Below are 13,005 nucleotides of genomic sequence, written 5' to 3' on the forward strand. Positions count from 1 at the left end.
TCGGGGAACCTCGTGGCAGGGTGAGGGGATGGCTCACGACATCCTCCTGCGCGGCGGCACCCTGATCGACGGCACCGGAGCACCCGGTCGTACCGCTGACGTCCTCGTCGCCGACGGTCGGGTCGTCGACGTGAGCGCCGTAGGCGCAGGCGGCCTCGACGTGAACGCGAGCGAGGTCGTCGACATCCCGGGCGCGGTGGTCTGCCCGGGGTTCATCGACCTGCACTCCCATGCCGACTTCACCGTGTTCGGTGCACCGGAGGCGGTCACGCAGGTGACCCAGGGCGTGACGACGCTCGTGACGGGCAACTGCGGATTCTCGCCGTTCCCCGTCGTACCACACCACGCCGACGAACTCCGCGCACACGGGCGGTTCATCGATGACGGGCTGACCTGGGAGTGGTCGAGCGCGGGGGAGTACGCCGATGCGGTCGGACGGCTCCCGCTGGGTGTCAACCTCGCCTTGCAGGTCGGTCACGGTGCGCTGCGGATCGCGGCGATGGGCGGCGCCGACCGCGCTCCCACGCCAGCCGAACTGGAGCGGATGCGTGCGCTCGTCGCGCGGAGCGCCAACGCCGTGGTGGGATTCTCCACCGGTCTCATCTACGCACCCGGCACGTACGCGGAGGCCGACGAGCTCGTGGCGATCGCGACGCAGACCGCCGCGGAGGGACTCCTCTACTCCACTCACATGCGCGACGAAGGTGGCGGCCTGCTGGATGCTGTCAACGAAGCGTTGACGATCAGCCGGCGGTCCGGCGTACGCCTGGAGATCTCGCACCTCAAAGCGTCCGGTCCGGCCTTCTGGGGCTCCGTTGCCGAGGCACTGGACCTGATCGAGGCGGCGAGAGCCGAGGGTGTCGACGTCGGCGCAGACCAGTACCCCTACACCGCGTCGAGCACGACGCTCACCAGTTGGCTGCCCGGCTGGGCGCTCGACGGTGGTCCCGCCGCGATGCTGAAGCGGCTCGATGATCCGGACCAGGCGGAACGTATCGCTCGCGACCTCGGCGGCGACGTCGGCGGGTCGTTCGATCCCGAGCGCATCGTCGTGGCGGACACACCTGACGGGCCCTACCAGCGGTTCGTCGGGCGCACCATCGAGGCGGCGGCCGTCGAGCTCGGCCTCGACACCGCCCACGCCGCCGTCGAACTGCTGCGCGGCCAGCGTGGACTCCTCGGCGTGGTCAACCACTCGATGTCCGAGGACGACGTACGCCGGATTCTGCGCGACCCCGCTGTCGCCGTCGCCAGCGACGGTCATGTGCTCGGCTGCCCAGGCCGCGGGCGACCTCATCCGCGCGGGCTCGGGACGTTCACCCGGGTGCTCGGCCACTACGTGCGCGACGAGCGGGTGCTCGACCTGCCCCTCGCCGTACGCACGATGACGGAGCTGCCGGCCTCGCGGCTCGGCTGGTCGGACCGCGGCGTGGTCCGGCCGGGTGCCGTCGCCGACCTCGCGGTGTTCGACTCCGGGACCGTGACCGACCGGGCCAGCTTCGAGGACCCGTGGCAGCTCTCGACCGGCGTCCTGCACACCCTGGTCGGGGGCACGATGGTCCTGCGTGACGGCGTTCCGACGAGCACCCCGGCCGGCCAGGTGATCCACCGCCGTCCACGTCCGTGAAACCGAATTGCCGCCAGCCGGCGCCGACACCGAGAATGGCCGCTCGTGACGCGTCCTCGACCAGCCGAGGAACCACCAGGCGGGTCGAGGTGGTCTTCAGGGCTGTCCAGATGGTGGCGCCGGCTCGCCGCGCTGCGCCTCGACCTGACCCCGATGCGGACCTCCCGCGACTTCCGGCTGCTCTGGATCGCCGGCACCGTCTTCTATCTCGGCGGGATGATGACCTACGTCGCCCTGCCGTACCAGCTCTACCACCTCACCGGCTCCAACTTCGCCGTCGGCGCCCTCGGACTCATCCAGTTGGTCCCGCTGATCGCCTGCGGCCTCTACGGCGGGGCGCTCGCCGACCGGGTGGACCGGCGGAGCGTCCTCGTCGCGACCGGCACAGCCCAGTGCCTGCTCACGGTCGTGCTCCTCGTCAACGCGGCCCTGGCACGGCCGTCCGTCGGACTGATCTACGCCGTGGCAGTGCTGTTGACGGTCGCGCAGTCGCTGCAACGACCGAGCCGCGAGGCGCTCACGCCGCGCGTCGTCCGCCATGACGAGCTGCCCGCTGCCGTCACCCTCTCCTCGGTCGGGATGCAGACCGGCATGCTCGCGGGACCGGCGCTCGCCGGGGTGATCCTCGCGACCAGCGGCGCCGTGTGGGCCTACACGGTCGACGTCTGCGGTCTCATGATCGCTACCGCGCTCTTCGCCACCCTGCGCCGCTATCCGCCGTTGCAGGACACCGTGCAGGCCGGTCTCGCCGGCGCGGCCCGGGGGATCGCCGACGGGCTGCGCTACGCCGTACGCCGCAAAGACCTGCTCGGGACCTACATCGTCGACCTGACGGCGATGTTCCTGGCGATGCCGATCGTGCTGTTCCCCGCGTTCGCGGCCGACGTGCTGCGCGAGCCGACGATGCTCGGGTTGCTCTACTCGGCGGGCACAGTGGGCTCGTTGGTGGCGACGGCGACGAGCGGCTGGACGGCGCGGGTTCACCACCACGGCCGCGCGGTCGTACTGGCGGCGGCGTGCTGGGGCGCGGCGGTCGTCTTCGCCGGGCTCGCGCCGTCGGCATGGCTCGCGATCGTCGCGTTGGCGTTCGCCGGCGCGGCCGACATGATCAGCGGGATCTTCCGCAGCGTGATCTGGCACCAGACCATCCCGGACGAACGACGGGGCCGGCTTGCCGGGATCGAGATGCTGTCGTACTCCATCGGGCCGATGGGCGGTGAAGCACGCGCTGGTCTGGTCGCCGACGCGACGAGCGTGCGTACCTCCATCGTGAGCGGTGGCGTGCTGTGTGTGGTCGGGGTCGCGCTCGTGTCCGCGTGGCTGCGGGAGTTCTGGGGGTACGACGCGCGGACGGACGAGCACGCAGTCCGTGAGCGCGACATCCGCGCCGCCCGGTCCGCCGCGGAGGCGGCGGGTGCCACCGCTGGCGTCACGACGGCGGCCGGAGTCACGAGGGCGGCCGGAGTCACGGGGGCGGCGGCCGCCGGATCGGTCGGTGACCCGTCCACCTCGTCCTGATCGGGGTGGCGTCCCTCGAGGTGACGATCCTCGCTCTCGAACCTTGCACCGGCCGCGAAGATCGCCCTGACGCCGCGGCTACAGTGCCGGGGGGCTACGGCTTACGCTGTGTGTCGTACTCTTAGGGCTCTTGGGTTATCCATAGCCGGTTATTGGCGTTATCGGACAAAGGGGTTCACCGGACCGTGGTTACCACGCTCTCGATCCTGCTGATCCTCACGAGCCTCGTGCTCGTGCTGCTGGTCCTGCTCCACAAAGGGCGGGGCGGCGGCCTGTCTGACCTGTTCGGCGGCGGAGTGACGTCGAGCCTCGGTGGCTCTTCCATCGCTGAACGCAACCTCGACCGCATCACGGTTGGCACGGGCATCATCTGGTTCGCCTGCATTGTGGGACTCGGATTGCTGCTCAAGTTCGGCTGAGCGTGCGGGCACACTCCCCACCTCGCTGGACAGCGCCGCGACGACCGCGGCCACCTGGTCCCTACTGATCGCCGATGTCCGGGCTCGTTCCAGAGCCATCGTTCGTCCGCAGACCGTCACGAGGGAGATCGTCAGTGGCAAGTGGCAGTGCCATTCGGGGCAGCCGGGTCGGTGCCGGTCCAATGGGAGAGGCCGAGCGTGGTGATACCGCGCCCCGCCAGAGAGTGACGTACTGGTGTGCCAACGGGCACGAGACGCGTCCGAGCTTCGCGCTTGACGCGGCGGTGCCTGACTCCTGGGACTGCCCGCGGTGCGGGCTTCCCGCCAGTCTTGACTCGGGCAACCCGCCGGCGGCGCCGAGAAATGAGCCGTACAAGACGCACCTCGCCTATGTCAAGGAACGCCGTACCGACGAAGAAGCCCGGCAGATCCTCGAAGAGGCGCTGCAGCAGCTTCGCGAACGCGTCGGTCGCGGAGAAGTCATTCTCTGACCGAGGCATCGTTCCCACGACCTGTGGGAGGGCGGCCGACTTCCAGGCCGATATTCCTCCCGCCAGTCTGAGGGGCACGCTCGTCCGGGCCGGGTAGCTGAGTCGGGCTGCCCGGCCGGTTTCGTTCGCCGGTCTTGTCATCGGCACGTCGTGGGTCTACCGTCGCCGCCAGACATCCCATGTCCCACGTCCAATGTCGACGCAAGGGACGGACGAACGGAGTCCGGCATGACGGCAGCGCCTCCGTACGCACGCCCGAGCGGGGACACCGAACCGCGGCGAGCCGGCGTCCCTCGCGCAGCGACGGTGGCCATCCTCGCCACCACCTGCCTGCTCGCCGCGCTGCTGGCGGCGGTGCCCCGCACTGACGCCGCCGGTGCGGAGCCGCGGCCGGGCCAGGAATCGGGCCATGAGGAGAGCCTGGGCCTGGTCGAGCAGGCGATGTTCGAGGAACAGGTGCTGTTCCAGGGCGGCACGCTGGGCTACTCGTGTTTCCGGATCCCGGCGATCGTCACCGCCACCGACGGCACGTTGCTCGCCTTCGCCGAAGGCCGGGTCAACACCTGCTCAGACACTGGCGACATCGACCTCGTACTTCGCCGGTCGCAGGACGGTGGCCGAACCTGGGGACCGCTGCAGGTCATCATCGAGGGATCGGGAGACACCAGAGGGAATCCGGCACCGGTCGTGGACCGGGCGTCGGGTCGGATCGCGTTGCTCTCGACCTACAACCCAGGGGCGAACCAGCAGATCCGCCGCCCGTTCCTGCAGGTCAGCAACGACAACGGTGCCACGTGGACCGCACCGGTCGACATCACCGGCGACATCAGCAAGCCCGAGTGGGAGTGGTGGTACGGCACCGGGCCGGTCCATGGCATCCAGCTCACCCGCGGACCCCATGCCGGACGTCTCGTCGTCCCGTCGTACTTCAACGAAACGGGCGGAACGCCCGGCGGCGTCGTGCTCGTCTACAGCGACGACGGTGGGCTGACCTGGCACCGAGGTGCGATCGCCTCGCACGACAGCCAGGTGATGCACCCGGGCGAGAACACCATCGTCGAGCTCGTCGACGGCGGGATCTATGACTCCGCCCGCGAAAGCGGGAGCGATCCTGACCCGGGCAACCGTGCGTTCGCGACCAGCGGCGACGGCGGAGAGACCTTCGACGCGCCGTTCGCCACCGACCCGCGGATCGTCACGCCGATCGTGCAGGGATCGCTGCTGCGGCTGGGCGCGGTCGACGAGGGCGATGCCCGCAACCGGATCCTGCTCGCGGCGCCGGCGCATCCGGCGGCGCGCGAGGTGATGACGGTTCGCTCGTCCTACGACGAGGCTCGGACGTGGGAGTCCTGGGATGAGGGCAAGGTCGTCCACTGGGGTCCCTCGGCGTACTCCGACCTCACCGAGATCTCCGACGGCGTGGTCGGGTTGATGTACGAGGCGGGGAGCTTCAGCCCATACGAGACGATCCGCTTCGCCCGCTTCGACGAGGCCTACCTTGCGACGCCGAACGGTGATCCGCCCGGCATCCCGCCGCCTCCGGCGCCTGGGCCGACGACGCCCGACCTGGCGAAGGCAGGTGTGCCGGGGCGTGGCAACACCGCGTACGTCCGAGGTGGAGCGACGCTCGGCGAAGGCCGGTTCGGCACGGCGCTCGACCTCGACGGTAGCGACGACCGAGTGGAGCTGCCCTTCACGAAGGCGCTCGACCTCGCTGCCGACGACTTCACGTGGTCCACCTGGATCCGCTACTCGGCGACGGCCGGGTCGCACACTTTGCTGTGGGCGTACCGGCTCGGGTCCGGCACGACGCCGCAGGTCTGGCTGCGCGCGGAACCGGGCAGCAACCGGATCCGTGCGCTGATCGGCACCGGCTACGGCTCGGCCACCCTGACCGCCACCGACCCGGTGAACGACGGCGAGTGGCACCACGTCGCGCTGCGGCGGGCTGGCCGGCAGTTCAGCCTGTGGCTGGACGGTGAGCAGGTGGCGGCCGCGACCGGGCCGAAGGGCTCGGTGACCGAGGGCCAGGAGTTCGGCGTCGAGGGGATCCACGTCGGCCAGCGCATCGACGGTGCGAACCGGTTCCAAGGCTCGATCGACGAAGTACGCATCTACCGGCGTGCCCTGCCCGAGTCGGAGATCGGTCAGGTCAGCCGGTCCAGTGCGCTGGATCCGCGTGGGCTGGAGCTACGACTTCCGTTCGAGAAGATCCAGGGCGGCTGATCCTCATCCGACGCGCGCGTTGTCCAGCACCAGGTGGATCGCGGCGGACACGTTGTCGGCGGTGCGCGTAGGTTGGTACTCGAGCTCGGCCGGCCAGATCCTGCCGAGAGAGGCAGCCACACGCTGGGGTAGCCGATGGCCTGAGCGCCGCCGATGTCCGCGCGCGCAGAATCGCCGACGACCCAGCCGCCGTCGGCCAGCCTCGCCCCCACCACCTCCGCGGCGCGGGCGAAGATCCCCGCGTCCGGCTTGGCCGCCCCGACGCCCTCGGAGATGACCCAACCGGCGACCTCCCGATCGAGGCCGGAAACCTGGATCTTCTTCTCCTGTTGGCGGACCCGGCCGTTCGTCACGATGACCGGAGTCCAGCCGAGGGCCGTGGCGTGTCGCAGGGCCGTACGGGTGCTCGCCGCGAGGGTGACCGCATCGGCGGCGCCGTTGTCAAGGAAGCCTTGCACGAGCGGGGGAGCGAGCATCGGATAGCGATCCAGCAGCCCGCGTGCTACCACGCCCCGCGGCCGGTAGCCGCTGGCGTCGAGCTCGAGAACCCAGTCGAGGTCGGTGGCCGGAAGTCCGTGCGTAGCAAGGAGATCCGTCGTCGCGAACCGGAACGCGGCATCCCGGTCGACGAGGGTGTTGTCGAGGTCGAGCAGCAGGAGTGGCACGTGGAGCGATCCTACGGCCGCGCCGCTTCGCGGATCCAGCCAGATGCTTCAGGGGCGGGCGGTCCGGCCCTCGCTCGGTTTGCTCTCGTGGTGCAGCCGGTCGAGCCCGGTGACCGCGTAGGTGTAGGTCCGTCCCGGATCGGCGGTGGTGTCAACGAAGCCTTGCTTCGTACCCGACCCCGCCCGCACGGTCGTGAGCAGGTTGCCCGCGTCGTCGAAACCACACGGGTCGGACTCGTCCCCGTCGAACCGGTAGACGGCGTACGACGTGGCCCGGCGGTGCGCCGACGAGGTGTCCTTCCAGGACAGGCGTGCGCCCTCGTCGGTGTGCTCGGCGCTCACGAGTGACGGTTGGTCAGGTGCCCTCCCGCCCAGCTGGCGCATCTCCGGCACCAAGGCCGGCCGCGCGTAGTGGTCGGCGACCAGGATGCTCATGTTGTCAAGCCGGTCGGCGATGACGTCCTTGGCGCTGAAGTAGATGTCACCGGCCACCTGCGGATGGTCGCGGTTGAAGGTGAGGTGCCGCGTCATCTCCCGCGGGTCCGACCAGGCGGGATCCTGCGTGGACGTGCCCGCCTTGTAGGTCGCCTGGCCGACGAAGAGTTGGACATCCCTCCCGTCGACCTCGGCCGACCACCACGGCACGAGCTTCGCGTAGTCGGCGGGAGCGAAGCCGATGTTCCAGTAGACCTGCGGGACGATGTAGTCGATCCACTCCTCGCGGACCCACCGCCTGGTGTCGGCGTACAGGTCGTCGAAGGTCTCGACGCCGGCCTGTGTGTCGGACCCCTCGGGATCGGTGGCGATGTTGCGCCACACCGCGAACGGGCTGATCCCGAACTTCACCCAGGGCTTCGCCTTCTTGATGCGTACGGACAACTCCTTGACGAGCAGGTCGATGTTGTTGCGGCGCCAGTCGGCCTTGTCGGGGAAGCCGGCGCCGTACTCCTGGTAGGTCGCCTCGTCGTCGAACTGCTCGGTGCCCACGGGGTATGGGTAGAAGTAGTCGTCGAAGTGGACGGCGTCGACGTCGTAGTTCTTCACCGCGTGCAGGATGGCGTCCTCGACGAAGCGCCGCACCTGCGGGATACCTGGGTTGTAGTAGAGCTTCCCGCCGTAGGGCACGATCCAGTCCGGGTGCTGCCGGGCTGGATGATCGGGTGCGAGGTGGGCGGGATCAGCCTGCATACTGACGCGGTACGGATTGAACCAGGCGTGGAACTCCAGGTTGCGCGCGTGCGCCTCGCCCACGAGGAAGGCCAGCGGGTCATAGCCCGGGTCCTGTCCCGGAGTGCCGGTCAGCCATTCCGACCACGGTTCGTACGGCGAGGGCCAGAAGGCGTCCGCGGTCGGCCGGATCTGCACGACGACGCCGTTCAGGCGACGGTCCTCGGCTTCGTCGAGCAGGCGGAGGTACTCGGCCTTCTGCTCGGCGACGCTGAGGCCCTGCCGGGACGGCCAGTCGATGTTGACCACGCTGGCGATCCACATCGCGCGGAACTGCCGCTTCGGCGTCGCCGGATCAGGTGCCGGACACACCTTGCCCGTCGTCGAGTCTCCGCCGCCTGGTGCCGCGGCGGCCCTCTCACCGGACGACGCGACCGGCGCGGCGGCGGACGGCAGGGCGGCCATGGTGGCCACCAACGCGACCGCGGAGACCGCGACGAGCGTGAGGCGTTGCAGGTGGATGCGCGAGGTCAGCACGGTGGACGCACCTCCCGGACGGCGTACACGGATGTGCACGATGCTCGGAAGCAGTGTGCCGCTCCGCGCCGGGCGCGTCTATAGTTTTCGGTCGCCGGCATATGCATGTAAGGAATGTGCGGATGCTCGGCCGCGACCGGTGCGGTTCACGTGTTCACCCCAACTCCGCGAAGTCGACACCGGTGAGCTCTGCGGAGCGCTTCCACAGCGCCTCCGCCGTCGCGCTGTCGTACGCCCGTGCCGCGGCTCGCACCCGAGTCGGCGAGCCGCGCAGGCCGAACCATCGTGGGCCGAAGAAGTCGCCGCTCCGCACGTCCGGCATCGTGGCCGCGTAGAGACTGGGCAGTGCACCAGCGGAAGCGGGTTGCGCCGCCAGATCTCCCGCGGTGCGCAGCCACCCAGGTGGCCTGGTCTGGGACCACGGATGCTGCAGGTTCGTCGCGGCGTAGCCGGGATGGCTGGCCGCGCTGACCAGATCCAGTCCGGTGTGCTCGGCACGGCGTTGGAGCTCGAACGCGAAGAGCAGGTTCGCCAACTTGCTCTGTGCGTACGCCCGCCACCGGCCGTACCGGCGTTCGGACATCAGGTCGTCGAAGTCGATCCTCCCGACCGAGTGCGACGCGCTGGTCACGGTGACGACCCGTGAGCTGCCCGCACGGGTCAGGCAGGAGAACAGCAGCCCGGTGAGCGCGAAGTGGCCCAGATGGTTGACACCGAGCTGCCTCTCGAAGCCGTCCGGGGTCACGTGGCGAGGGATCGCCATGATCCCCGCATTGTTGACGAGGATGTCCAGCCGCGGATGTGCGGTCCGCATCTCCACGGCGAATGCCCGAACGCTCGCCAGATCGGCAAGGTCGAGCCGCCGGAGCTCGAGTGCCGGGCGGCCGAGTTCGTGCTTCATCCGGGCGAGGGCGGCTTCGCCCTTGCGGAGATCGCGGCAGGCCATGACCACTGTCGCGCCGTAGCGGGCCAGCTCGAGCGCGGTGTGGAAGCCGAGTCCGGAGTTCGCACCGGTGACGACGGCGGTTAGCCCGGTGAGATCAGGGATCGTGTCCCCGGTCCAACCAGGCGACGTCATGGCAGCCATCATTCCGCGCGTATCCGGCAAATGGCATCGACCGTCCGGTCGTGGCACAGGAGGTCCGGCCGGGCATACTCGAGGGCGTGGGCAAGGATCCGGCTGGCGGCCACCGTGCCGTCGATGCGGCAGTCAGGCACCTCCTCCGGGCGGGGATCGACGGCGGAGGGAGGCTTGCGTCCGCGGATCGGGCGGCCGAGCGTGCTCTGCGCGCCCATCCCGACGCCGAGGACGCGATCGACCGGATCGTCGCGACGCACACCCGCCTCGCGGCTGCCGGAGGTTTCGCCACCGGAATCGGCGGTTTCGTCACACTGCCGGTCGCGTTACCCGCCAACGTCCTCGGCTTCTACCTGATCGCGACCCGGATGGTCGCGGCGATCGCCGCCGTCCGTGGGCATGACGTGAAGGAAGACGCCGTACGCACGTCGGTCCTGCTCGCCCTGACCGGGAGCGACGCCTCGAAGGTCGTGAAGCATGCGGGGATCGGCGTGAACGGCGTCGCGGCGTACGCACTGCGAAGTGTGTCGCCGGCCGCTCTCATGGTCGTGAACAAGGGCGTGGCGTTCCGGCTGTTCGTCCAACTCGGCCGACATGGCCTCAGCAGGTTCGGCCGCGCGATACCCGTCGTCGGCGGCTTCGTCGGTGCGGCGTTCGATGCCCTGCTGATCCGTCGGATCGCCCACCAAGCCCGCGAGCACTTCCCGCCCCGGGCGGGATCGGAGGACCTCCCGCGCTCGCCGGAATGATCAGCAGATCAGGCCGCGCTTGCTCTCCGCGCCATGGGCGGTGGGGTTCGCCCCGATCCATCGCGGATCCGCCGGCTCGCTCGCCCGCTGGTAGCGGATGTCGCAGGACAGTCGCAGCCGGTCGGATGTGTTGTCGAGGCTCCCGTGCAGCGTGTACATCGGGAACGTCACCAGGTCACCCATCGCGAACTCGGCCGTGAGCCAGCGCAACCCGAGGTCGTCGCGCAACTGGACCGGGTCGGGGGAGATGTATCCGTTCCACTCCCACGCCCCGGCGCGGGCCGAGGCGGTGGACTCCTCGTCGTTCTCGCAGTAGGTGTCGACGTCTCGGGTGTGGTAGTCGCGGCGGAGTTGGTCGACACGGTGTGAGCGCTCGAGGACGATGAGGCCGCCGAGGCGCAGGTCGACGTCGCCGAGCGGCACCCACGCGGTGAGCAGGCGCGGCGTACCCCGGTTCATGAAGACGCTGTCACCGTGGGGTGGCGTCCCCCTGCCCGGACGTACGGCGCGCAGCCAGGTGAAGTCGAAATGTCGCACCCGCTCGCCGAAGATCCGTTCGTACAGTGCGGCCGTGCGGCCGGCGTAGAGCAGGCGCTGCAGTGGCGCGCTGGCCTTGGCGGTTGTGTGGAGGATCCCGCGGTACGACTCGTCCGAGGGGATGCCGTCCATCGGATCCGTACCAGGCTGCACGAGTCCGTCGGCCTGCAACCTCGTCATGAGGTCGAGCCGAGCCGCGAGTACCTCGTCTCGGTCGAGGTGGCCCGGAAGGTAGAGATACCCGTCGTCGTCGAGCCGACGGAGCAGCTCGTCGGCATCGTCGGCCACGTCGGCGGAACGCCGGAGCTGGCCCAGCGCCTCTGGGGCGGCGTCGAGGGTACGCTCCTGAGCGCGAAGAGGGGGAAAGGTCGAGATCGTCACCTGGTGGCTCCTCTGCGGGCGTACGACGCGGCCGATCGCCCTGATCGCCGGTGGGCTCCGGTGCGGACGACCTCCAGCATGGGTCGCGTCCGCACGAAGCGGCAAGGCGTAGAACCGGACGGGCCACGACCGGCAGCGGACCACCACAACCCGCTCATCACACTCGACCACCACATCGGATACGCCCAGGAGGAAATGCGGATGGCGGCACGGATCTGTGTCCTTGGTAGCGCCAACATGGACCTGGTCGTGTTCGCGGAACGACCGCCGGCGATGGGGGAGACGGTGACGGGCGATCGCTTCCTCACGATCCCCGGCGGCAAGGGAGCCAACCAGGCGATCGCCGCGGCGCGGGCAGGCGGAGAGGTCCGGATGGTCGGCGCGGTGGGCGAGGATCCGTACGGCGACCAGGTGCTCGGAGTTCTGCGGGACGCCGGCGTGGACACTGCCGGAGTCGCCCGTGTCGCCGAGACCACCGGAACCGCCCACATCCTGGTCGAGCGCGGTGGCGACAACTCGATCGTTGTCGTACCCGGCGCCAACGGCACCGTGCACGAACCCGTCGCAGGTCTGGATACCTCGCTGGCCGACGCCGACCTGTTGTTGCTCCAGCTCGAACTCCCGCTCGACGCCGTCACCGATGGTGCGCGAGCGGCTCGGGGGCACGGCGTCAAGGTTGTCTTGACACCCGCACCCGCGCAGCCGCTGACGGGCGCACTCCTGGAGTCGGTCGACCTGCTGGTGCCGAACGAGCACGAGGCGGCGGTGCTGACAGGAGCGGCCGATGTCGACTCGGCCGCGTCCGTCCTCCTCGAGGTCGTGCCCGAGGTCGTGGTGACACTCGGCGCTCGGGGTGCGTTGTGGCGTGACCGGCACGGCGGACGGCTCGAGGTACCGGCGCCCGAGGTGGTCGCCCGTGACACCACGGCGGCGGGTGACACTTTCGTGGGCGCGCTGGCTGTCGCGCTGGGGGAGGGCCGCCCCATGCCGGACGCCCTCCGGTGGTCGGCCGTCGCTGCCAGCCTGTCGGTCCAGAAGGAGGGCGCGAGCACCTCGATGCCCGACCGCGCCGCCATCGACCGCGCCGCCGCGACCACCGGCTGACCCTCCCGGTTCTCTGCCGCTGCGCCGCCCGCCGGGCGGGAGATCCCCTCGATCCCCGCCCGGCAGCTGTTCCCCCAGCCCCTACGGAGTGTCAGCGGTGGGGTCGACGACGCTCCTGATCTCGGTGATGACCGTGACGGGCATTCCGCTGAGACGGGCGTGCTCGCGCACGACCGCCTCGTCGTCCGCGATGTAGACGCAGAAGATCTTGTCATCGGCGACGTAGCTCTGTTGCCATTGCACGCGCGGCGAAAGCGCTGTGACCGCCTTGTTGGACTCCGCGGCGGCGGCGCGGAGGCCTTCGGGCGAGAGCCCGCCGGCCCCCGGTACGTCGCGTTCGATGAGGTACTTCGGCACGGTGCATCCCTTCGTTCGCGCCCTCGTGACCCGCGGGCGTCCGGACCACGAGGCTACGAAGCAGGGAGTACGCACAGCTTCGGTCAGATTGTGCAGGTCGCCGCGACGAGCCATGGGTCGTTCTCCCCACCCGTGACGTTCGACGGACC

12 protein-coding genes are annotated in these 13,005 nt (G+C 69.8%); 7 read left to right on the plus strand and 5 right to left on the minus strand.

Annotated elements, in window-relative coordinates; genetic code table 11:
• Window positions 1-28 precede the first annotated feature (28 nt).
• The 5 genes from ABNF93_RS17280 to ABNF93_RS17300 all read left to right on the plus strand — a co-directional run bounded on the left by ABNF93_RS17280 (window position 29) and on the right by ABNF93_RS17300 (window position 6,281).
• On the plus strand, window positions 29-1,627 hold the full coding sequence (locus ABNF93_RS17280) for an N-acyl-D-amino-acid deacylase family protein (RefSeq protein WP_349329110.1): 1,599 nt from the start codon (window positions 29-31) through the stop codon (window positions 1,625-1,627).
• Window positions 1,628-1,672: 45 nt separating this feature from the next.
• The gene (locus tag ABNF93_RS17285; protein WP_349329111.1) at window positions 1,673-3,145 is read left to right on the plus strand and encodes an MFS transporter; all 1,473 of its coding nucleotides are present in this window, start codon (window positions 1,673-1,675) and stop codon (window positions 3,143-3,145) included.
• A gap of 185 nt (window positions 3,146-3,330) precedes the next feature.
• The gene (secG, locus tag ABNF93_RS17290; protein WP_349329270.1) at window positions 3,331-3,564 is read left to right on the plus strand and encodes a preprotein translocase subunit SecG; all 234 of its coding nucleotides are present in this window, start codon (window positions 3,331-3,333) and stop codon (window positions 3,562-3,564) included.
• A gap of 134 nt (window positions 3,565-3,698) precedes the next feature.
• Entirely contained in the window at window positions 3,699-4,055 is a 357-nt protein-coding gene (locus ABNF93_RS17295; RefSeq protein ID WP_349329112.1) for an RNA polymerase-binding protein RbpA, read from the plus strand.
• Between the two features lie 228 nt (window positions 4,056-4,283).
• The gene (locus ABNF93_RS17300) at window positions 4,284-6,281 is read left to right on the plus strand and encodes an exo-alpha-sialidase (RefSeq protein ID WP_349329113.1); all 1,998 of its coding nucleotides are present in this window, start codon (window positions 4,284-4,286) and stop codon (window positions 6,279-6,281) included.
• Here ABNF93_RS17300 and ABNF93_RS17305 read toward each other — a convergent pair.
• From ABNF93_RS17305 to ABNF93_RS17315, 3 genes are all read right to left on the minus strand, one after another.
• Window positions 6,203-6,946: an HAD family hydrolase gene (locus ABNF93_RS17305; RefSeq protein ID WP_349329114.1), complete on the minus strand. Its 744-nt coding sequence runs from the start codon at window positions 6,944-6,946 to the stop codon at window positions 6,203-6,205. The genes ABNF93_RS17300 and ABNF93_RS17305 overlap by 79 nt on opposite strands.
• Window positions 6,947-6,994: 48 nt before the next feature.
• On the minus strand, window positions 6,995-8,650 hold the full coding sequence (locus ABNF93_RS17310) for a glycoside hydrolase family 10-like protein (protein ID WP_349329115.1): 1,656 nt from the start codon (window positions 8,648-8,650) through the stop codon (window positions 6,995-6,997).
• 154 nt (window positions 8,651-8,804) lie between these two features.
• A complete protein-coding gene (locus tag ABNF93_RS17315) occupies window positions 8,805-9,728 on the minus strand; it encodes an oxidoreductase (protein ID WP_349329116.1) in 924 nt (307 codons plus the stop codon).
• 50 nt (window positions 9,729-9,778) lie between these two features.
• On the opposite strand from ABNF93_RS17315, the gene ABNF93_RS17320 reads away from it, so the two are divergent.
• Window positions 9,779-10,477: an EcsC family protein gene (locus tag ABNF93_RS17320; protein WP_349329117.1), complete on the plus strand. Its 699-nt coding sequence runs from the start codon at window positions 9,779-9,781 to the stop codon at window positions 10,475-10,477.
• Here ABNF93_RS17320 and ABNF93_RS17325 read toward each other — a convergent pair whose 3' ends face one another.
• Entirely contained in the window at window positions 10,478-11,395 is a 918-nt protein-coding gene (locus tag ABNF93_RS17325; protein ID WP_349329118.1) for a phytanoyl-CoA dioxygenase family protein, read from the minus strand.
• Window positions 11,396-11,398: 3 nt separating this feature from the next.
• On the opposite strand from ABNF93_RS17325, the gene rbsK reads away from it, so the two are divergent.
• Window positions 11,399-12,499, plus strand: coding sequence for a ribokinase (gene rbsK, locus ABNF93_RS17330; protein WP_349329119.1), 1,101 nt, complete (start codon window positions 11,399-11,401; stop codon window positions 12,497-12,499).
• 81 nt (window positions 12,500-12,580) lie between these two features.
• On the opposite strand, the gene ABNF93_RS17335 is transcribed toward rbsK, so the two are convergent.
• Window positions 12,581-12,970 (minus strand): DUF4242 domain-containing protein, encoded by a 390-nt coding sequence (locus ABNF93_RS17335; protein ID WP_349329120.1) that lies wholly within the window; start codon window positions 12,968-12,970, stop codon window positions 12,581-12,583.
• Window positions 12,971-13,005 lie beyond the last annotated feature (35 nt).

Origin of the sequence: Actinopolymorpha sp. B9G3 (genome assembly GCF_040120725.1) — a bacterium.
In the GTDB taxonomy this organism is placed as follows: Bacteria; Actinomycetota; Actinomycetes; order Propionibacteriales; family Actinopolymorphaceae; genus Thermasporomyces.

Bases quoted from the DNA above. Each gene is read 5' to 3' on its own strand.
- ABNF93_RS17280 (WP_349329110.1), top strand. From the start codon at position 29: ATGGCTCACGACATCCTCCTGCGCGGCGGCACCCTGATCGACGGCACC.
- ABNF93_RS17300 (WP_349329113.1), top strand. From the start codon at position 4,284: ATGACGGCAGCGCCTCCGTACGCACGCCCGAGCGGGGACACCGAACCG.
- ABNF93_RS17315 (WP_349329116.1), bottom strand. From the start codon at position 9,728: ATGACGTCGCCTGGTTGGACCGGGGACACGATCCCTGATCTCACCGGG.
- ABNF93_RS17335 (WP_349329120.1), bottom strand. From the start codon at position 12,970: ATGGCTCGTCGCGGCGACCTGCACAATCTGACCGAAGCTGTGCGTACT.